The 18,026-nt window shown below is 70.6% G+C and carries 26 protein-coding genes; 1 reads left to right on the forward strand and 25 read right to left on the reverse strand.

Annotated features, from left to right (window positions below; translation table 11 throughout):
• Positions 1-23: 23 nt before the first annotated feature.
• The gene (locus CCL05_RS08470) at positions 24-671 is read right to left on the reverse strand and encodes a hypothetical protein (RefSeq protein WP_143589838.1); all 648 of its coding nucleotides are present in this window, start codon (positions 669-671) and stop codon (positions 24-26) included.
• 192 nt (positions 672-863) lie between these two features.
• Here CCL05_RS08470 and CCL05_RS08475 point away from each other — a divergent pair, with 192 nt between their 5' ends.
• A complete protein-coding gene (locus CCL05_RS08475; RefSeq protein ID WP_244204216.1) occupies positions 864-1,934 on the forward strand; it encodes a tyrosine-type recombinase/integrase in 1,071 nt (356 codons plus the stop codon).
• A 51-nt stretch (positions 1,935-1,985) separates the two neighbouring features.
• Here CCL05_RS08475 and CCL05_RS08480 read toward each other — a convergent pair whose 3' ends face one another.
• From CCL05_RS08480 to CCL05_RS44745, 24 genes are all read right to left on the reverse strand, one after another.
• Positions 1,986-3,251, reverse strand: coding sequence for a 3'-5' exonuclease (locus tag CCL05_RS08480; RefSeq protein WP_086559878.1), 1,266 nt, complete (start codon positions 3,249-3,251; stop codon positions 1,986-1,988).
• Between the two features lie 35 nt (positions 3,252-3,286).
• Positions 3,287-3,538 (reverse strand): hypothetical protein, encoded by a 252-nt coding sequence (locus CCL05_RS08485; RefSeq protein WP_086559879.1) that lies wholly within the window; start codon positions 3,536-3,538, stop codon positions 3,287-3,289.
• 46 nt (positions 3,539-3,584) lie between these two features.
• Entirely contained in the window at positions 3,585-4,016 is a 432-nt protein-coding gene (locus CCL05_RS08490; RefSeq protein WP_086559880.1) for a DUF1360 domain-containing protein, read from the reverse strand.
• A gap of 115 nt (positions 4,017-4,131) precedes the next feature.
• Positions 4,132-4,497, reverse strand: coding sequence for a hypothetical protein (locus tag CCL05_RS08495; protein WP_086559881.1), 366 nt, complete (start codon positions 4,495-4,497; stop codon positions 4,132-4,134).
• Between the two features lie 52 nt (positions 4,498-4,549).
• On the reverse strand, positions 4,550-4,840 hold the full coding sequence (locus CCL05_RS08500) for a hypothetical protein (RefSeq protein WP_086559882.1): 291 nt from the start codon (positions 4,838-4,840) through the stop codon (positions 4,550-4,552).
• A gap of 57 nt (positions 4,841-4,897) precedes the next feature.
• Positions 4,898-6,268 (reverse strand): terminase large subunit domain-containing protein, encoded by a 1,371-nt coding sequence (locus CCL05_RS08505; protein WP_158102427.1) that lies wholly within the window; start codon positions 6,266-6,268, stop codon positions 4,898-4,900.
• Positions 6,269-6,426: 158 nt separating this feature from the next.
• On the reverse strand, positions 6,427-7,479 hold the full coding sequence (locus CCL05_RS47135; protein WP_107400439.1) for a transglycosylase family protein: 1,053 nt from the start codon (positions 7,477-7,479) through the stop codon (positions 6,427-6,429).
• A gap of 57 nt (positions 7,480-7,536) precedes the next feature.
• Positions 7,537-8,352 carry a helix-turn-helix transcriptional regulator gene (locus CCL05_RS08520; RefSeq protein ID WP_086559884.1) on the reverse strand — a complete coding sequence of 272 codons (816 nt, stop codon included), beginning with the start codon at positions 8,350-8,352 and terminating at the stop codon, positions 7,537-7,539.
• A gap of 160 nt (positions 8,353-8,512) precedes the next feature.
• Complete coding sequence (locus tag CCL05_RS08525; protein ID WP_158102428.1) at positions 8,513-9,595, reverse strand: dTDP-glucose 4,6-dehydratase; 1,083 nt, start codon at positions 9,593-9,595, stop codon at positions 8,513-8,515.
• A 173-nt stretch (positions 9,596-9,768) separates the two neighbouring features.
• Positions 9,769-10,023 (reverse strand): hypothetical protein, encoded by a 255-nt coding sequence (locus tag CCL05_RS08530; RefSeq protein ID WP_143589839.1) that lies wholly within the window; start codon positions 10,021-10,023, stop codon positions 9,769-9,771.
• Between the two features lie 65 nt (positions 10,024-10,088).
• Positions 10,089-10,721, reverse strand: coding sequence for a hypothetical protein (locus CCL05_RS08535; RefSeq protein ID WP_086559887.1), 633 nt, complete (start codon positions 10,719-10,721; stop codon positions 10,089-10,091).
• 21 nt (positions 10,722-10,742) lie between these two features.
• On the reverse strand, positions 10,743-11,645 hold the full coding sequence (locus CCL05_RS08540) for a hypothetical protein (protein WP_086559888.1): 903 nt from the start codon (positions 11,643-11,645) through the stop codon (positions 10,743-10,745).
• Positions 11,642-12,217: a P-loop-containing protein gene (locus tag CCL05_RS08545; RefSeq protein ID WP_086559889.1), complete on the reverse strand. Its 576-nt coding sequence runs from the start codon at positions 12,215-12,217 to the stop codon at positions 11,642-11,644. The genes CCL05_RS08540 and CCL05_RS08545 overlap by 4 nt, the downstream gene beginning before the upstream one ends.
• Positions 12,214-13,008, reverse strand: a complete 795-nt coding sequence (locus CCL05_RS08550; RefSeq protein ID WP_143589840.1) for a hypothetical protein — start codon at positions 13,006-13,008, stop codon at positions 12,214-12,216. Before CCL05_RS08550 ends, CCL05_RS08545 begins: the two co-directional genes overlap by 4 nt.
• A 38-nt stretch (positions 13,009-13,046) precedes the next feature.
• Positions 13,047-13,964, reverse strand: coding sequence for an ADDT family thymidine hypermodification transferase (locus CCL05_RS08555; protein WP_086559891.1), 918 nt, complete (start codon positions 13,962-13,964; stop codon positions 13,047-13,049).
• Entirely contained in the window at positions 13,961-14,791 is an 831-nt protein-coding gene (locus tag CCL05_RS08560; RefSeq protein ID WP_086559892.1) for a ParB N-terminal domain-containing protein, read from the reverse strand. The genes CCL05_RS08555 and CCL05_RS08560 overlap by 4 nt, the downstream gene beginning before the upstream one ends.
• Positions 14,792-14,943: 152 nt before the next feature.
• A complete protein-coding gene (locus tag CCL05_RS08565; protein ID WP_086559893.1) occupies positions 14,944-15,408 on the reverse strand; it encodes a hypothetical protein in 465 nt (154 codons plus the stop codon).
• Positions 15,401-15,703: a hypothetical protein gene (locus CCL05_RS08570; RefSeq protein ID WP_086559894.1), complete on the reverse strand. Its 303-nt coding sequence runs from the start codon at positions 15,701-15,703 to the stop codon at positions 15,401-15,403. The genes CCL05_RS08565 and CCL05_RS08570 overlap by 8 nt, the downstream gene beginning before the upstream one ends.
• Positions 15,700-16,062, reverse strand: coding sequence for a hypothetical protein (locus CCL05_RS08575; RefSeq protein ID WP_086559895.1), 363 nt, complete (start codon positions 16,060-16,062; stop codon positions 15,700-15,702). Before CCL05_RS08575 ends, CCL05_RS08570 begins: the two co-directional genes overlap by 4 nt.
• Entirely contained in the window at positions 16,062-16,244 is a 183-nt protein-coding gene (locus tag CCL05_RS08580) for a hypothetical protein (RefSeq protein WP_086559896.1), read from the reverse strand. Before CCL05_RS08580 ends, CCL05_RS08575 begins: the two co-directional genes overlap by 1 nt.
• A 3-nt stretch (positions 16,245-16,247) precedes the next feature.
• Positions 16,248-16,907: a hypothetical protein gene (locus CCL05_RS08585; RefSeq protein WP_086559897.1), complete on the reverse strand. Its 660-nt coding sequence runs from the start codon at positions 16,905-16,907 to the stop codon at positions 16,248-16,250.
• Complete coding sequence (locus tag CCL05_RS08590; protein ID WP_086559898.1) at positions 16,904-17,434, reverse strand: hypothetical protein; 531 nt, start codon at positions 17,432-17,434, stop codon at positions 16,904-16,906. The genes CCL05_RS08585 and CCL05_RS08590 overlap by 4 nt, the downstream gene beginning before the upstream one ends.
• A complete protein-coding gene (locus tag CCL05_RS08595; RefSeq protein WP_086559899.1) occupies positions 17,431-17,772 on the reverse strand; it encodes a hypothetical protein in 342 nt (113 codons plus the stop codon). Before CCL05_RS08595 ends, CCL05_RS08590 begins: the two co-directional genes overlap by 4 nt.
• Before the next feature lie 86 nt (positions 17,773-17,858).
• Positions 17,859-18,005 carry a hypothetical protein gene (locus tag CCL05_RS44745; RefSeq protein ID WP_158102429.1) on the reverse strand — a complete coding sequence of 49 codons (147 nt, stop codon included), beginning with the start codon at positions 18,003-18,005 and terminating at the stop codon, positions 17,859-17,861.
• Positions 18,006-18,026: the final 21 nt, after the last annotated feature.

Consider the following 18,026-nt stretch of genomic DNA (forward strand, 5'->3'; position numbering starts at 1 on the left):
GTGTCCCGGGGCTGGGCAGCGGGTCAGACGGCGACGGCTCGGCGCTTCGGAGCCTTGCGGACGCTCTGAACGACGTAGTCCTTCGGGTCTTCGGAGTCGAGTGGCCAGGTCTGGCCTGTGCGCGCCATCTCCGCGCGGGCCTTGGCGTTCTTGGCTTGGGCGGCAGCGATCTTCTCGGCGACCGCGATGCGCGCGGCCTCGTCCTTGTCCGCTGCTTCCACCTTGCGCGTACCGGCTCCGATCATGCCGCCGTTGGGGTGGTGGTGCTCTATGGTGACGCGGTAAGCCTCGCGGACCTCGCGTGCCGTGTCGCGGACGGTGGTCATGGTCTCCACGGCCTGGTCCATCGGGACGTCCGTGTCGCCGCGCTCCTCGCGCACCACGGCGTAGACGGCCGCGTACATCTCGCAGATCATGAGCCGTCCAGCGGCCATCACGCGGCCCATGAAGCCGGTCGCGGCTTCGTGCTTCTCACGCGCCTCGGCGATCTTGCCCGCGTAGTAGAACGCCTGGTCCGACGAGTAGTTGCTGCGGACGGTCGTCTCGACCAGGCCGAGTCCGTCGCGGATCGTCTTGTTGGCGGTGGCCTGGCTGATGAGTCCGTTACGGACGTAGGGCGCCATCGCGTCGCGGGCCGCTCGCTCCGTCTTAGACATCTCACGTCGGGTCATCTGCGATCCCTCATTCCTTGGTCGCCGGGACTCCCGTCCCGATGACTTAATTAAATCATAGGCTCGGCGAGCGGACAACCCGCAGAGTGCCACGGAACCCGGTTCCCGCAGAATCGCTCCTGGGGAGGCTCAAAACGTGTGTTTTGAGCACGGCTGACGGGGCCTCCGGGTAGGGTCAGCGATGTGACGATCATGACGGCGGTCGGCTCCACCACCCTCGCCACCGACGACCCGACACTGCGCGCGGTGACCCGTCTGCGCGAGCGGCTGGGCACGGTCGCGCCTCGCGACCCGAAGACACGCCGGCTCGGGCCGCGCGTCCACCGGTTGGACCTGCTGCACGAGCTGTGCGAGGCGCAGACGTTCGAGCACGTCGTGGGGTGGCTGTCCTCCGAGCGGCTGAGTGACGGCACCCGGCGGGAGTACGCCGACGACGTCCGCCACTGGGCCCGCGCCGGCCGGGAGCTGGTGGGCACGGAACCGTGGTACCTCGGGGCGATCACCTCCGACGTCATCCCGGCGTGGCGCGCGTGGACCGATGACCTCGGGCTCGGGCCCCGGCGGGTCAACCGCCTGGCGTCGTCGCTGACTTCGCTGATCGAGTACACCAAGTTCCGCACCCGGGCGGAGATCCTCAACCCGATCACCAAGCACGACCGGCCTGTGATCGACCCGCACGACGAGTCGGCCATGACGCCGATCCTGGAGGTGCCGGAATTCCAGGCCGTCGTCGCGCAGGCGCAGACACCCCGGCAGGCCCTCGTCCCGGTGCTCATCTACACCCTGGCCGGCCGGGTATCGGAGTGCTGCGCGGCAGGCAAGCACCACATGGACTCCACCGGCGGGGAGTGCAAGCTGGACCTGACCCGCAAGGGCGGCAAGGGCCGGAAGTTCACGCTGCCGCCGCTGCTGTGCGAGCTGGGCGCCCGCTGCTGGGGTGATCGGGAGTCCGGGCCGCTGCTCCTGGACGACGACGACCGGCCGATGGACCGGCACGCGGTGGACCGGCTGCTGAACCGCCTCGGCCGCGCGGCCGGCGTCCTTCCCGGCCGGGACCTCACCCCGCACGTGCTGCGCGCGAGCAAGCTGACGCACATGTACGACCAGGGCGTGAAGCCCGACGACATCAGGCGGTTCGCCGATCACAGCCACATCGCTACGACCATGCGGTACATCCGACGACGGGACGACGAGGCCCTCAAGCGCGAGCACGCGGCGGCGGCCGTCCACGTCTACGAAGGCCTGGTGGACCGGTTCCTGTGACGCGGAGAAGCCCCGGACCACGGGGCCCGGGGCTTCGGCTGTGGGGCCGGATCATACCGACGCGGTCACTCCGGCCGCCATCTCCCGCAGCCGGTCGACCACCGCGCGGCAGTCCGACGAGGCCCGGTGGTCCCCGCCGTACAGCGGCTGCCAGCGGTAGTCACCGTGATAGTCGGACCACTCCCCCACCCAGTCGGAGTACGGCACCATCGCGTCCTCGAACCGCATCGACTCCAGCCACGCGGCGACGGACGCGGCCGGGTCGTCGTGGCCCACTGCGCGGTAGTGCAGCGTCAGCTCGTGCCGCAGCCGTCCAACGTCGAACGCCCGGTTGTAGATCAGGCACCGACGGTTGACCAGCGCGCCGGTGAGCTGCACGAGGACGTCGCCGAACCGGGGCTGCCCCCGCACGTCCGCGTCGGCGATGCCGTGGACGTCCGTCGCCTCGGCGGGAATCGGCTCGCCCGGGTCGAGCAGCGTGTCCACGAGGACGTCCCCGCCGACGGTCAGCACGGCCAGGTTGACGATGCGCGCCTCGTCGTGCAGGCCGGTGGTCTCCGTGTCCAGGACGACCGCGCCCGGGTCAGCGAGAACGTCCCACGCCCACGCGGACAGCTCGGCGACCTCCCGGCGCCGGGCCTCCTCAGCGCGGCGCTCGTTCTCCACAGCCTCGTGGCGCTGGGCCTCGTACCAACGGTCGTAAGCCTCGTCGCACGGTGGGCACCTCCGGGGACCGAGCCAGGTCCCGGCGGCCCGCGCCTCGTTGACCTCATCGTCCGTCGCGGTCTGCACCGTGCAGTCGCTGCCGGGGTGCCCCGGGCAGGTACGCCGCCACACGATCTCCCGCTCGTCGGCGAGCTGCTTGCAGATCGCATAGCGGATCCGGCAGTGGTCGCACGCGGGCCATCCGTGCACGTCCTTCGGCAGTGCGGCCCCGGCCTCGCGCCTGCACCGCTCACAGGTCCGTGCCTGTCGGTCCTGCGCTTCCTGCTGCGCTCGCGCGCGGCACTCGGAGCACCGGGTGTAGACGACGTACCCGCGCACCTCCCGGCACTCCGGGCACGTGCGCCGGGCCTCCATGGCCTGCCTCTGCTTCGCGGACAGCGGGCGCATCTTCACCGCCCCGGCCGGGTCGTACAACGGGAACTCGCCCCAGCCGTGCCCGCGCCGGTACACCCGCAGCAGGGCCACGGGTTCCTGTCCGTCGGCCGGCTTCATCCGGTCCTTCTTCAGCTCCGTCATGGTGCGCAGGTGCCGGTGCTGCTCGGGGACGTCCCGGCGCTCGTAGACCGGGAGCGACGTGGTGGTGTCGGTCATGTCGGGAAGCTACCGCGAGGCACTGACAACGAGGATCACCGCCGGGCCTCCCGCGCACCGGCGACGACCCCGTCAAGGAAGGCGTACACGCTCGCCCGGTCCATCGGGCTCTGACCGCTGCCGCCGACGTGCACCGCGTACTTGTCGTCGCCCAGGTCGATGATGTGGATATTCAGACCGGTCTCACAGGCAGCAACGCCAGCGGACCACTGAACCTCCAGGTGGGGCGGCCAGTTGGGGTCGTACGGCGGGGTGTGGCTTCCGTCAGGGTTCCTCGTCACGTTCACGCGTGACACGCTACCGGCCGGCGCAGTGGGGCCGAGGCCGTTTCGGTCAGGCCCACTCGCGCGAGGCGAGCAGGGCCGAGGCAGCCCACACCGCGCCCCAGACGAGGAACGGCGCCGGTACGCCGACGGTGAGGTCCACGGCGGCTGTGAGTGCGGCGGCCAGCCATCCGGACACGCACCACGGACAACTCACCAGCTCCGCCAGCCAGTACGGCGACCACTTGGCCCGGCGCACGTAGCGGTTCATCCGGCCGTCGATGCGCATCACGGTGCCGAGGCGGATGTGGTGCGTCGCGGTGTCAGTGCCGAGGTCGCCGACCTCAGGGTGTCGCTCCAGCTCCCGCGTGGTCAGCGGGCGCCATCCGCCGGCGAGCCGGTCGCGTAGCCACAGCACGGGCGGGAAATCGTCGCGCACGGCGAGGCGGGACGCACGGTAGTTGGCGAGGATCATGCAGGCGATGAGCAGCCAGACGGGCACGGTCAGGGCTCCATGGTCTGTGGACGGGACGCCCTGTCGGGCGACGGTTGGAGGTGGCCACCAGGCCGAGCGCCCCGCCTCAAAGGAGGACGTTGCGCCTGGTGGCCCGGTTGCGTCAAGCGACGAGACGGCCCGGAGGGGAGACCTCGGGCGGCTGCGGCGCGGCAACGTTCGGCCGGGTCACGAACCAGGCGATGAGCAGCATGACGGCGCCGACGACCTTGGCCTGCGTCTCGGAGTCCCACTCGAACGCGAAGTAGCTCGTGAGCGACACTCCCGCGACCACGAGGCCGTTCAGTGCCGCGATGATGCCGTCGCCGACCTGGACGGCGACGATGACGCCGAGCACGGCCGCGACGATGGCCGTGACGATGGACTGGAGCTGCGGGTCGAACCCGAGGCCGAACGCGCTGAGGAGCTGCCACAGCGCTCCGACGGCTGCCAGCCACGCGGCCGGCTCCCTGCCGAACACCTTGCCCATGATTGCCTCCTTGGGGATCAATCCCGGGGCAGAGTAGGGCAGATCCTCTGATTCACCGACTCGTCTGGTCAGGGCGGGCCAGCGCGCGGTCCAGCTTGGACTCGATGCGCTCCAGGTCCCGGGCGTCGGCCTTGAACATGATGTGCTTCGCCCCGAGCAGCAGGATGGCCTGGAACACGAGCTGCAACCATTCCGACTGCCAGTTCTCGAACGTGGCCGACCAGAACTCCGACCACCCCTCTTGGTCGATCTTCGGCTGCATGGCGACGAGCTGTCCGGCCCACGAGCCGGCGAACAGCAGGACGAGGATGTAGACCGCGCCCCAGCGGCGGAGATGCTGCACGGCGTCCCTCCCGAGATAGGTCCGGGCAGGGTAGGGCAGGCCGCCGGATTCGCCGACTCATCCGATCGTGCGCGCCGCCGATGCCAGGCCCTTGGACGAGGTCGTGCCGGTCACCGTCGGCTTCACGATCCGCTGGTGCCAGGCCGGCCACACCATCGCGTCCAGCCGGTCAGGACTCCAGTCCAGCTCGTCGTACCAGGTGCACATCTGGTCCTCCAGCTCCGCGAACTCCCCGACCATGTGCCAACGGCCTTGCTCAGACAACGCGCTGACCGGCTCCGCGCGGACCTTCTTCCCCCGCGTCGCGCGCACGACCTTGATGGGGATGTTGACGCCCATGGCGTCGGCGGCGGCGCGGATCGTGTTGACGGCCATGTCCCCACCGAAGTTCACCTCACAGCAGATGTCGTCCGCCTCGTAGTCGACGGCCGCCTGCACGGCCCGGCGGCCCCAGCCGTCCGGGGAGAGGTGGCACGTGCGGTCGGCGAGGACGTAGCCGTGGGCGAGCATCGCCGGACGCTCCCGGCCGTTCACCACGCGCAGGTGCTCCTGCATCGCCTTGCCCACCACCACGATTCCCTGCTCGCCCCGACCGCCCGAGGGGTCCACGCCGACGGACGTGCGCATGAGGGGCGGCAGGTCGCTCGGGCGCAGCCGGTGCTCGTCGATCATCGGCCGGGTCCACAACGCGTTCTCGTCGGCGTCGATGATCTCGGCGTGGAGTTCCTGGCGGCCGATCTGCGTGCCCGCGTAGGCGTCCTCCAGCGCGTTGCGGATGTCCTCCGGTAGGTGCGGGTTGTCGTACATGGACGCCCGGGTGCGCACCACGTTGGCTATCTCGCCGGCCGCGAGTTTCTTGATCAGGGTCCGGGGCTTCGGGGTGGTGGAGGCTATCCAGTGCGGACGCGGCCCGGTGCGAAGACCGAACCGCATCTGGTCCCAGGTCTGGTCGAGGTAACGCCAGGCGGCCAATTCCTCCAGCCACGAGAGGCAGCGGTTACCGCCGGAGCGCAAACGCTCGACGTCCTCGGGGCTGTGCGCGCCGAAGATCTTCGCCTCGGAGCCGTTCGGCCACCGGATGACCGTGCCGCCCTGGACGGTGCGCATCACGGCCTCGGGGCTGTGCACCCGAAGGCCCGACGGTCCGGCGTAGCAGGACGTCGCCGCGTCGCCGAGGGTCGGCGCGATGATGCCTATCCAGTGCGGGATCGGGCCGGGCAGGCACGGCGGGCCCATGACGTGCTCGTGGACGTACCGCGCGCAGGCGTCCGTCTTCCCCGCACCACGGCCGGCGAGGAGCAGCCAGCCGTACCAGTCGCCATCTGGCGGGACCTGGTGGGGCAGCGGAGTCCAGCGCGGCTCGGTCACCAACCGCGCGTGCATCAGCAGCTTCTCGGCCGCCGCGCGGCTCAGCATCCGATCCACCATGAGGGTCATTGTCGGCTGCGCGGCGGCGCGCGGTTCCCGGAGCACGACGGAGCCCGTGCCTGCTGCTGGGCGGCACGGGCTCCGCGCGGCGGGCTGCGGGGTAAGGCGGTCCCCGCTCCGGTCCTTGAGGCCTGCCCGCGAGGCAGCCTGTGGGGCGTCTACGCCGCGTTGGGAATGCGGAGCACCTGTCCCGGGAAGATGAGGTCCGGCTCGTGGACCTTGTCCCTGTTGGCCGCGTACAGCACGCGCCAGTCGCTGAAGCCGTGCTCCTCGGCGATCTCCGACAGGGTGTCCCCGGGGCGGACGGTGTGGCGTCCGGCAGCCGGGACCTTCACGTCGCCGTCGCGGACGACGGGCCGGGACCCGCTGCGGTCGGCGGGCGCGGCCTGCTCCCTCTGCGGCTCGGTGCGCTGCACGGCCACCGACGCTCCGGACGGCCGGACGACGCCGACGAAGTTCGAGGCGTACCAGCCGGACCGCCACGGTGCGGTCTGCACGACTTTGCCGGGGCGCGGCGCCTCGATGATCTGGCCGTCGCCGACGTAGATGGCCACGTGGCCGGCGCCGTTGTAGACGACGAGGTCGCCCGGTTGCACGGCCGAGGCGGGCACCCGGGCGAGTCCGGACCACTGCGCGTGTGAGGTGCGCGGGATGGAGACGCCGGCGGCCCGCCATGCGGCCATCGTGAGCCCGGAGCAGTCGTAGGAGTCGGGGCCTGTGGCGCCGTAGGCGTACGGCTTGCCGAGCTGCGCGCGGGCGTAGGACACAGCTCGCGTTGAGACGCTCGTACCGGCCATCCGGGGCTGCGCCGCCGGGGCCTTGCGGGCCGTCGCGGGTGCCTGTGACTCCGGCCCCGGCGCCGGGCCGCCCCGGGCGAGGCCTGCACGGGCGCCGCACACGGGCCAGGCGCCGGGGCCCTGGACGGCAAGTACCTTCTCCGCCACGGCGATCTGCTGCGCCTTGGCCGCGAGGTCTGCTCTCGCGGCGTAGCGGGTACCGCCGAAGCTGGCCCATGTGGACTGGCTGAACTGGAGTCCGCCGTAGTACCCGTTCCCGGTGTTGATGCTCCAGTTGCCGCCGCTCTCGCACTTGGCGACCTTGTCCCAGGTCGACCAACTCGCGGCCGAGGCAGGGGCGCCGCCCAGCAGGGAGACGACCGTGCCGGCCGCTCCTGCCGCTGCGACACCGATGGTTGTTCGGTGCTTGGCCATTGTGTGACCACCTCCGGCCCGGCACGGTACGACCGGGTCACGAAACGGCCAAACAGCTCAGGTCGTCGCGGCTTCGGGCAGCAGTCCGAGGGCGCGGGCCTTGCGCAGAGCCTCGGGCAGCCGCGTCCCCTTGTCCATCCACGCCACGTCCAGCCGCCGGTATGCCTCGGACAACCTGGACGCGCACGAGCCCGGGGGCATCTCCAGCCTGGTCGCGGTCTGCGACAAAGACGCGCCCTTCTCCAGCTCCAGCAGGATGCTGACCTGCGTGTCAGACAGATGAACCGGGGACTGCGCGCTGCTCGGCCGGGGCGGAGGCTGGTTCCTCAGCAAGCCGCGCATCCGGGCCTCGCGTAGGGCCACCTCGCGGCGGACCGGCGGCGGGAGCTGTGCGACGCCGAGCGCGGCGTACGCCTCAGCAGTGAGGGACTTCACGGTCCGGTGGCTGACGCCCCACGCCTTGCACACCTGCTCCTGCGTGCGCCCCGCGTCGAACGCGCGCAGGAGCCTCACGTGGGGTTCGGCGAGCTGGACCGGCCGGCGCGTGGCGGCCTCGGCGTCCATGCGTTCCCGGTTGCCTCGCTTGCAGGCGGCGCAGATGGGTTCGTCCCGCTTGAGGTGGCGGCGGTAGGCCGCCAGCAGACCGCAGTCCTCGTACGGGCCTATGTGCCCGGCCAGCAGGCCGTTGCGGACGGCCTGCGCGGCGGTGGCCACGCCCATGACCGCGTAGATGCGGGCGCAGGTCTTCCGTACGACGCCCGGGGCCCCATCGGTCTTGCGGGCGATGTCCGCGCAGGTGTGGCCGGTGGACAGCAGCCACAGGATGTGACGTTGACGCTCGGTCAGGACGATGGGCTGCGGTGCGGTGTCCACCTCGGCCGCTCCTTCCGTAGATTGGGGTGGGCCCCGGGTCACGTCCACTGACCCGGGGCCCTTGTCGACCGGCGACGTCCCGGGCAGAATCACCGGGCCTGCCAGGACACTTTCATTTAGTTAAATCCCCGATTGATGGTTTTGCTAAACCATCTGGGCCTCACAGCTCCAGCCAAAGCGGGTTGTCCAGCGACCAGCGCACGGTGGTCTCGATGGACTTCTCCAGCGGCACAGGCGGCTCCCACCCGAGGCGGGCCATGCGGGAGCCGTCCAGGGCGTAGCGCAGGTCGTGGCCGGGGCGTGAGGCGTGGAAGGCGATGGGCTCGATGAGGTCGTCCACCACGGCGGAGTCCAGACCCATAGCCTCCCCCACCAGGTGCACCAGCTCTACGTTGTTCACCTCGCGCTCGCCGACGATGTTGTACCGCTCCGGCCGGGTGAAGGCGCCGTCTCGGTACTGCGCCGGGCCCATGGCGATGCGTATGGTCTCGCCGCCGAGGGTGGTCACCTCGGGCTCGTCCTCGGTGTACCGCCGCGTCAGGAACAGCCAGGCGTCAGCCAGATTCCGTGCGTGCAGGTAGAAGCGGGAGCCGGGGGTGCCGTCGGGCGCGGTGTGTACCAGGAGCGGACGACCTGCGCGCAGACACTTGATGATCTTCGGCAGGAACTTCTCGCCGTCCTGCATCTCGCCGATGATGTTCATGGTGTTGGTCAGGACGACCGGCACGCCGTAGGTCCGCCAGTAGCTGATCGCTATGACCTCCTGCGCGGCCTTGCTCGCCGAGTACGGGTTGGACGGCACGGCCGGCTCCCACTCCGCGTGCCGGTGGTCCCCGTAGGCCGGGCCGTAGACCTCGTCCGTGGACATCTGGAGGAACAACCGGGGCTTGATGGCCCGCGCGACCTCCAGGATGTTGAGCATCAGCGAGGTGTTGTTCTGCACGAACGTCACCGGGTGAGCGATGGAGCGGTCCACGTGGCTCTCGCTCGCGACATTCATGATGACGTCGCAGTCCTCGAACTGGTGCAGCGTCAGCGGGTCGGCCGGGGCTCGCATGTCCCAGTGCACGACGTCCACCCGATCCGTCCACCGCAGATCGCATACCGCCGAGGCGATCCGGGCTGGCAGGCCCTTGTGGTGGAAGCTGACCGGACAGGTGATGTCCCAGTCGGTGTTCGTCAGCAGGTGGCGCAAGAGGTGGCTGCCGACGAAGCCCGACGCACCGGTGAGCAGAACGCGCATGGCCCCTCGTCTCCTTGGTCCCTGATCGTGGCCGGATGGTAGCCAGGGACCGGAGAATCGCCGAACAGCCCAGGAAACGCAGGAACCGCCCGGTGCGGCGCCGGGCGGTTCCAGAGCTGAGGCGGTGCTCATGAGCCCGCCGTCCCGAGTGTCGTACCCAGACGGCCCGCCGCTTACTCGCTGGACATCTGGTCACGCACCGTCGCGTCGTAGGTGCGCTCGACGTAGAGCACCTCCTGCTCGGTGCCGTTCGCGTAGTCGGCGCGCAGCGTCGCCAGGGCCGTCTCCAGGTACGGCTGGAACTCCTCGAACGCCGTCCGCCGGTCACCGCTGTTCGTCGTGACCGTGATCTGAACCGGCAGATTGTTGCTGGTCGCGAGCGTGTAGGTGATCCGCGTGGTCTCGAACCCGTCAGTGGGAAGGGGCACGTCTGCCTCCTGTGTCGTGGGTGAGTCCCGGATGATGCCACCGAACGCCACGCGCACCTACCAGCTCACTCCGGCTCCTCTGCCTCTCCGACGACCTCGCCCTCCAGGACGCGCAGGTGCGCGCCGGCGGCCTCCAGCATCCGCTGCCGCTGCGCGGGCTCCAGCTCAACCGCGTTGGCGCCGGCCAGGATCGCCTCCACGACCACGGTCGTCTCTTCGTCGACCCGGCGGTCCAGGGCGATGGTCAGCTTCTCCGAGGCGTCCGTGCCGTCGATCTTCGCCTGGCGTTCCTCGATGCGCATCAGCCGGTCGATGGCCGCGAGGACGGGCCCGCTGTCCCGCAGCGGATTGCCCTCCTCATCGCGGACGATTTGGCCCGCGTGCAGCACGTAGTGCGGCCGGGCGAGCACCGCGTGGACCTGGCGGCGCAGCCCGTCCAGCCGCATCCGCGCGGCCTCACGGTATTCCTCCAGCCCCATGCCGAGTTCCTTGTTGGCCTGCTTCAGCGCGCGGGAGACGTCCACGCACGCGGCGGCGGCCGACGGGTTGCCCTCGGAGTCCAGGTAGTGCGGGGCCATCTGCTCAGCGACCTGCTGCCAGCTCAGGCCCCGGTTCTTCAGTTCGATGGCCTTCGCGCGCCGCTGCGCCACCATCGCCCGGTGGCTCGGCTGCTGGTTGGGTGGATCACCCTTCGCCATAGTCCTTAGCCTCCCTAACGGTTAACGCGGTTCACGCAGGACGCCCTTGGTGCGCTCGCGGTACTCCCGGGCCCGGCTGATCTCCTCGGCCTCGCTGCCGCACTTAGTCATCGCGGTGCGCATGTAACTGACGACCGAGATCCGCTCGGCTCCGCAGGTCTCGCAGTACGCCGTGCGCTTCTCCCCGCAGGCACAGACGAGGGCCGTGTTGCCGTGCCACTGGTGAGCGTCCATCAGGATCAGGTCACCGTCCTGGAGATCGACCGCGACGCGGAACTCCGGGAAGACGAACCGGCCGCCGGTGTACTCGCCCCGTCGCAGACAGAAGATCGTACTGAACCCCTTGTCCAGGTCACCCTTGTCCGTGTGGACGCCGGTCGGGTACGTGTTGTTGACAGTGATCGTCGTGAACGGGGTGTGTGGGACGACCCAGTCCGGATGCGTCTGCTCGATCTCCTCCATCTGCGCCGCGTACCGCTCGGGCACGTGCGTGCGCATGTTGTCCGCGACGGCTTGGAGCGCCGGGCGCAGCGCCTCCCACCTGGGGAGGTTCCGACCGGTCCACGCCGTCAACCGGCAGAACTTGAACGTGCCGTTCGGGTCGAACGAGCCGAGGATGGATGAGCTGACGTACTTGAAGTACTGGCGTTTCTGTTCCCCCGGCCGGACGGCCTGTGAGCCCGAGGCCGGGCCCCGGTTGTGGGTTTTGTCGCCGCGCAGCGAATGCAGGATCTCGTACTGCTCCTCGGTCACGACGTCGCGCATCGCGCCGGGCAGGTAGACGCACAGCGGCTGCCCGTTGGGCATGAACACCCGGGACGGGCCGGTCAGCAGCACGTTGTAGGCGTCGTCGCCGATGACCTTGCCGATCTTCTCGTCCAACTCCTGCTTGCTGATGCGCGAGCGCAGGCGAATGGAGATCACCAGGTCACCTCCAGGGCAACGGGCGGGAAGACGTCGCGCACCTCGGCCACCATCTCCGCCAGGCTGTACTGCTCCACATCGATGCACCGCAGCCTGACGCCCGGGGCGCCGGCGGCCCACTCCGATATGCGCTGAGCCCGGGTGGCCGCGCCCTTGCGCCAGGACGGGTTCTGCTTCGCGCCGCGCTCGCGCCACCGTGCGTCCAGTAGCGCCGGCGAGGCCATCAGCTCCACCACCGTCACCGCGACGCCCTGTCCGGCGAGGCCTCCGAGGAAGGGCCGCGTGGCCAGGCGAGCGCCCTCACCGAGGGCGAAGTGGACGTAGGCAGCCGACAGGAACTGAAGTGCCCGGGGCCCTATGTCCATGGCCAGGGCGTCGGTGCCGGGGAAGTCCTCGCGGGGCACTCCGAGTTCCAGGCCGACGGTGCGGCCGGTCGCCGGGTGGTTCAGCCGCGTGTGAGGGACGGCGTGGTGACGGCTCACCTCAAGGTCCCAGCCGGTGCGCAACTCCCGCGCCAGCGTGGACTTGCCCACCCCGGGCGGGCCGACGATGTAGAGCAGCTCGCTGATCACAGACCCTCCCCGGCCAGACGCGCCGCGAGACGCTGAGCAGCGGCCGGCGCTGTGGAGTACCCGGAGCGCCCGAAGCCCGTCAGGGCCCACACCCTCGGCTCCACCTCGCACGCGGCAGGGCCCGCCGGCGGGGTGTACCTCACGCCCTCCCGGTAGACCCAGGGCGCCTCGGGGTCGACCAGCCCCTCGTGGCACATGCGCGAGAGGATGCGTTCAGCTCGCTGCCGGGCACCGGAGGCGGTCGACGCCTTGGAGGCCCCGACCCGCGTGAACGTCCCGTCCCAAGCCGCCGTGTGGCTGAGCCGGTCGGTGACGCGCAGCAGAGCGAGCGGCCCTGGCCCGGCGAGGTGTCTGCCGGGCGCCTCCCATACGCCTCCGTAGGTGAGTGCCCGCGATGCGCCGGTCGCGGACCGGGCCGTGGAGAGTACTAGGGCGTCCGTCTCGGTCCGGGTGCCGTCGGCGAGTGTGACAGCCACGACGTGGCCCGCCCCCTTCCACGCGGTGACGTGTTGGGCCACATCCGGGTCGACCAGAGGCCCGAGAGGGTCGACGAGGTAGTGGTCACCCTGCCGGACCGTACGCCCGCGCCGGAGATCCTTGACCTCGGCGGAGTCGTCGACCAGCCACCCGTGCCTGCCGTACCAGGCCAGAGCCGCCCGCACGTCGGTTCGCTGGTCGCCCGTCCACCAGGCGGTCCGGGTGAAGGCGAACGCGCACCGGCTCGCCGCGCTCTGCGAGTACCCGTCGGCCACCGTCACATCGTGCCCGCGTTCACGCAGTGCACGGGCCACGCAGCTTCCGGCGATCCCCGCGCCGGCCACCATCACTCTCACTGCGGTGTCCTCTCAGGTATACGGCCGGTGTCCCGGTAGACCTTCCGGCGCCCGGCGTCCACCCCGTTCCACCCGTTCAGCTCTCCGAGGTAGGCCCTCGGCAGCTCCTGGAGACGGGCGGCATAGGCGGCTCCGGCCAGCTCGCTGGGGACCTGGTCGAGCTGATGCTGCATCTTGTCGATGTCGTGGCCCGGGTAGTAGCCACCCCGGCTCATCGAGTGGAAGTCGCACAGTGACGTCTCAGCGGTCTCGACGCTGACCGAGGGCACCGCCCCGGCCATGAGGCTCACCAGGCCGTCGGAGACTCGGTTGAGTTCCCGAACAGCCGCAGGGCCGTTGCCGGACGGCAGGCCGGAGTACAGCAGTCCCAGGCCCTTGCGAGGGCCGGACGAGTGGGCGTGCCCCATGTCCGGCGCCGCGACGTTCGCCCCGCATACCTGTTGCAGCATCTCGCAGGTCTTGAAGGCGGCCCAGCGGCCGTTGCCCGGGATGCTCAGGAGCCGGCCGGAGAGCATCGCCCAGTTGTCCCGGGGGCCGCCGCCGTCCAGACCCCGCATGAGCCAGCCGCTCAGGCCTCTGGGGTCTTCGCGGGCAACTTGCTGGACAGCGGAGAGGTGGCGGTGCAGCGCTCTGCGGGACCAGTGGCCGCGCCGCTCGGTGGCCACCGGCAGATCCATGACAGCGTCGGAGGCTCGGGCCGGGTCGGGGACGGCCGCGAAAGCACGCAGTGCGGAGCCGAGGTGGTAGTAGGCGACGTGGCACACGACCAGCCACACCCGTTGTTCGTCCGTCAGGGACAGGCTGTCGGCCATCTGCCGCAGCACCGGGTACACCGGGTCCATGTCCCGGGTGCTCGTCTGCAACCGGTGGAAGGCGAGGTAGTCGTCCAGCAGCGCGCTGTTCGGTTCGCTCACGCCGCATCAGCCGGGGCCGCGTAGATCTCCTCGCCCCGGGCGAGGCAGTCCGCCAGCGTCAAGCCCGAGTCGGCCCCGTCCATCACCGCCACGGCGACCCGGGCCGCCCGCAGTACGACCTCGCTCTGGGTCATGGCGCCGAAGTGCTCGCGCAGCGCCAGGATGCACCGGCCCAACTCGTCGGCCTCGGCGGTCGGCATGGCGAGGAAGATGTCCCGCACGCCGCGTGACTCGTACGGCTGGCTGTTCTCGCCGCCGTGGGAGTCCATGCGCGCCTGGCGTTCCTCGGGGTCGTCGTTGTAGCCGGCGACCGCAGGGGCGGTGTACTCGACGACGTCCTCCTCCTCGTACCGGGCCAGGATCGAGTCGGCTTCCTCGTCGGTGTAGCCGGTGCCGGCGGGGCCGCTCTCCAAGGAGCCGAGGATGGCGGCCAGGGCCTCCTCGTCATAGGCACCGTCGTCGGCCGCCTTGTTGTCGACCAGGTTGATGCGCTTGGCCGTGTCGTCGTCGCACTCGATGAGGTGGGAGAGCGCCGTCGGGTCGTCGGCGTCCACGTTGATGCAGAGCTGGCACGGCCTGTCGTTGGCCAGTTCCCAGTCCCGGCAGGCGTCACGGCCGGACTCCTCGTGCCGCAGCAGCGCCAGGTAGGTGTGGTTCCCGGCGAGGATCGTCATCGTCTCGCCCTGCCGGCGGACGGTGAGGGGCTTGTACTGGCCGTTCGCGCGCAGGGAGTCCAGGATCGTCTCCACGTTGCCCCGGCGCGCGTTGCCCTCGAACGGAGTGAGATCCTCCAGCGAGACCTGTTCGGTTCCGATGGTCGTGGTCATGGCCGCCCCTTCGCCTGGTCGTCGGACGCGGCGATGTTAAGACCGGACCGGGGCATGATCGTTCCGGTGCTGTGGCCCCGTGAGCGGAGCGAGCGGTGCACGACGAAGCCCGGGGCCGTGAGGGCTCCGGGGCTCGGTGGTTCGTCGGGTGGTCAGAGGCAGGTGGACCGCTTGGTCCGGCCGGTCTTCCGCCAGGGCCCGAGCAGTGCGACGACGGCCCGCAGGGCGGCCCGCATGGCCGGGGCGTCGGGGTCCTCGAACCTCCCCGCCTTGCGCAAGGGGTAGTTGTCCTGCTCCGGGTCGCCGGTCTTCGGCGCCCACTCCAGCCGGGTGCCGTCGGGCCCCAGCTCCTCCAGCGCCGTCTCCGCCCGGCTCAGCACCGTGCGCACGGAGGTGAGCGCCTCTCCGCTGTCCCGGCCCCGATCGGCCGACGCGCCGGGAACCTCGGTCACGGTGACCTGGGGCGAGTCGTCGCGGTCGTAGAACGCGTCCGTGATCCACCTCGTTGCTACGTCGGTCAGTTCACGGTCCTCGTAGTACTCGTCTCCGTGCTCGGCGTCAGGGTGGCCGCGCCACTCGACGTCCACGATCAGCCTCGTGCGCCTCGGCTCAGCCATCTGCCTGTCCCTCCTCGGTGACGACCAGGACCCTGTGGCCGGCCGGGAACTCGCCCGTCAGCGTCGCTCCGGTCTGGCTGCACGCCGTGATGCGCTTGCCCTCCCGGGCCGTGACGGTCCAGGCGATACCGCGCATCGGCATCTCATGCACAATGCCCGCGCCGTGCACTCGGCCGCCCTCTCCGGCGAAGTAGGCGGCCCCGGTGCCGGGGTTGACCCACGTGTCCCCGACGGCCAGTTCGTCGGCCGGGCGCTCTCGCACGTCGCCCCATGTGTACGGGTGATCTGTGCTCATTCCTCGTTCCTCGCTTCCTTGGTCGGCAGTTGCAGCGGCGGCCGGATGCAGTGCGCCCAGTCCTTCGGCGCGCACTTGTCGCTCCGCTCCAAGGGCCAGGGCTTCGCTTCCCGGCCGCACCTCCCGCAGACGTACATCCACGAGCCGTCCTCGTTGCGGTACGCGTGGCGCCCGGCGTCCTTGTTGGCCCGCAGGCGCTGGGCAACGGCGTACTTCGTTCCCGAGGCCCGGCACTCCAGACGCCGCGCGCTGGCCAGGGCCCGCTCGTTGCCCCGGTGCCGGTACAGCTTCCCCGTGGCGGTGAAGGAGACCGGGTTACGGCACAGGGGGCAGGTGCCCCCGCTGCTCGCCCTGCCCATTACTCCCGGCCCCCTCGGTTGCGCAGGGCCTGAGCGATGTTCAGGATCTCGTCCGTGATGGCGTCCACGGCGTCCTGCCCGAGTCGCTTCACGAGGTCGTCGGGCCCCCACTCGCCCATGGCCGCTTCCAGGATCAGCCCCGCCCGGAAGTTGGCCTCTCGCCGGATCTCCCGCTTGTTCATCGCTCAGCCCTCCACCGGGTTGGCCGTGATGACGGCGCGGATGGCCTTGATCGACGGGGTGTCGTGCAGGCGCCTGCGGTCCGGCGTGACGGACAGCCCGAACGGGGTCCGGCGTGCGACGCCCGGGGCGACGAAGTACGACAGGTCGTACTTCCAGAGCCAGCCTTCGTCGGTGGCCCGGCTCACCCGGACGTCCAGGGCGTACCCGTCGTCACGCGACGCCCACGCCTGCGCCGTGGTCCATCCGTTGGCCTCGGCGAGCGCGAACAGCTCCGCGACCGGCTTCGGCAAGGCGTAGCCGGCGGGCGCCCGGTCCACGATGCCTGCCTTCAGGCGCCGCAGCGTGGTGTCCCGGGTGTACTTCTCCGCAGGAGTGAGCACGGCGTCGCGCTCCAGCGCGGCGGCCAGGGTGACCGTCCGGCCGCTGTAGCGGCAGGTCCACCCGGTGCCGGTCGCATCGGCGATCACCGGCCGGCGCTTGCCGTCCCTGTCCCACGTCGACTTCGGCTCGTGGGTGGTCAGGACGCCGTCCCGGACGCTCGTCGTGTTGCCGCACGGGCACAGCGCCTCCACGGTGCGCAGCAGGTCGTAGAAGGTGTTCGGCGGGATGATGCCCGGGTCGTGCTTCGCCCCAGTGGCCAGAGTCTCAGCGAGGGTCGTCATGCCGTCCCCTCCGTCTCCGGGATCGGGTCGACGTGGCGGAGGGAGATCCAGGCGCCGTGCCCGGTGACGAACACGACGGCGGTGTGCCCCTCCGCCACCCACGCCGCGCTGCGGGTGCGCCCCGTCTCGCCGGCGCCCTCACGCGCTCCGGTCCAGTAGCGGACCGTCTGGCCCTCGGGGTACGTCAGGTTCCACGCCTCCGCGCGCTCGGCCGGCGTCGGGCCGTCGTTGGCCACGCGGGAGCCGTTGCGCAGGGCCGCGTCCAGCGACGCGAACTCCCGGCGGTAGAGGTGGTGGCCGTCGTAGGTGTAGCCGTTCACCTGGAAGCGGGCGCCGTCGTCGCTGTAGTCAAGCACGGCCTGCGCGGTGACGCCGACGACCTTCGGGTGCTCCATGCCCGGCTCCCCGGGCTTCCAGTCGGCGCCGACCTTGTCGGTGTGCCGGCGGCGGTCGATGATCTTCCGGGCCCGCTCGATGCGGTCGATGCCGCTCGCGATGTGTCCCAGGTCGTAGGTGTCGGTGCTCATCGTCCTGCCCTCCGCGCCCGGTCCTCTGCGATCTCGGCGTGCAGCATGTCGCGGTAGACCTCGTACGCCTCCGCGAAGGTGTCGGTGCGCTCAGTCCCCAAGTACCACTTGGCGAAGCCCTTGCCGACGAAGATGCCGCTGCGCTCGGCCCACCGCTCGATCCGGGCCGGGGACGCCAGCCACGCGGCGTACGCGTCGGTGTAGCGGTCCGCACGCCCGGTGTCCTCGTACCACTCAGGGAAGCCGTCTCGGGCTTCCTTGCCAGCGCACTCGGCCCACTGCCGGGCCGCCGCGATGCGCTTGCTGCGCTCCGCCGTTTCCTTATGCCGCCAGTCCATGAGGCCCTGCCTTCCTTGGTCGTGGTCCGGCCATCAGCCGAACCATTCGATTTAATTAAACCATGGCCGGTGCGCCGGAACAACCCCTATGGGTGGGCCGCCAGTCGCAGCCGGTCCCCGCCCTCGGCCCGTATGAGCTGCACCGCCAGCGCGTCCTCGTAGGAGAGCACCGACGCCTCGCAGACCCGGCCCAGCCGGACGGAGTGCACCGGGAGCGTGTCCCACATCTGCACCGGTTCACCGCACGCAGGGCA

It is taken from the genome of Streptomyces africanus (assembly GCF_002150735.1).
In the GTDB taxonomy this organism is placed as follows: domain Bacteria; phylum Actinomycetota; class Actinomycetes; order Streptomycetales; family Streptomycetaceae; genus Streptomyces; species Streptomyces africanus.

Coding starts and splice junctions, on each gene's coding strand:
- CCL05_RS08470 (WP_143589838.1), bottom strand. CDS start 671: ATGACCCGACGTGAGATGTCTAAGACGGAGCGAGCGGCCCGCGACGCG.
- CCL05_RS08475 (WP_244204216.1), top strand. CDS start 864: ATGACGGCGGTCGGCTCCACCACCCTCGCCACCGACGACCCGACACTG.
- CCL05_RS08480 (WP_086559878.1), bottom strand. CDS start 3,251: ATGACCGACACCACCACGTCGCTCCCGGTCTACGAGCGCCGGGACGTC.
- CCL05_RS08495 (WP_086559881.1), bottom strand. CDS start 4,497: ATGGGCAAGGTGTTCGGCAGGGAGCCGGCCGCGTGGCTGGCAGCCGTC.
- CCL05_RS08505 (WP_158102427.1), bottom strand. CDS start 6,268: ATGGTGGATCGGATGCTGAGCCGCGCGGCGGCCGAGAAGCTGCTGATG.
- CCL05_RS47135 (WP_107400439.1), bottom strand. CDS start 7,479: ATGGCCAAGCACCGAACAACCATCGGTGTCGCAGCGGCAGGAGCGGCC.
- CCL05_RS08525 (WP_158102428.1), bottom strand. CDS start 9,595: ATGCGCGTTCTGCTCACCGGTGCGTCGGGCTTCGTCGGCAGCCACCTC.
- CCL05_RS08535 (WP_086559887.1), bottom strand. CDS start 10,721: ATGGCGAAGGGTGATCCACCCAACCAGCAGCCGAGCCACCGGGCGATG.
- CCL05_RS08560 (WP_086559892.1), bottom strand. CDS start 14,791: ATGACCACGACCATCGGAACCGAACAGGTCTCGCTGGAGGATCTCACT.
- CCL05_RS08565 (WP_086559893.1), bottom strand. CDS start 15,408: ATGGCTGAGCCGAGGCGCACGAGGCTGATCGTGGACGTCGAGTGGCGC.
- CCL05_RS08570 (WP_086559894.1), bottom strand. CDS start 15,703: ATGAGCACAGATCACCCGTACACATGGGGCGACGTGCGAGAGCGCCCG.
- CCL05_RS08575 (WP_086559895.1), bottom strand. CDS start 16,062: ATGGGCAGGGCGAGCAGCGGGGGCACCTGCCCCCTGTGCCGTAACCCG.
- CCL05_RS08580 (WP_086559896.1), bottom strand. CDS start 16,244: ATGAACAAGCGGGAGATCCGGCGAGAGGCCAACTTCCGGGCGGGGCTG.
- CCL05_RS08585 (WP_086559897.1), bottom strand. CDS start 16,907: ATGACGACCCTCGCTGAGACTCTGGCCACTGGGGCGAAGCACGACCCG.
- CCL05_RS08590 (WP_086559898.1), bottom strand. CDS start 17,434: ATGAGCACCGACACCTACGACCTGGGACACATCGCGAGCGGCATCGAC.
- CCL05_RS08595 (WP_086559899.1), bottom strand. CDS start 17,772: ATGGACTGGCGGCATAAGGAAACGGCGGAGCGCAGCAAGCGCATCGCG.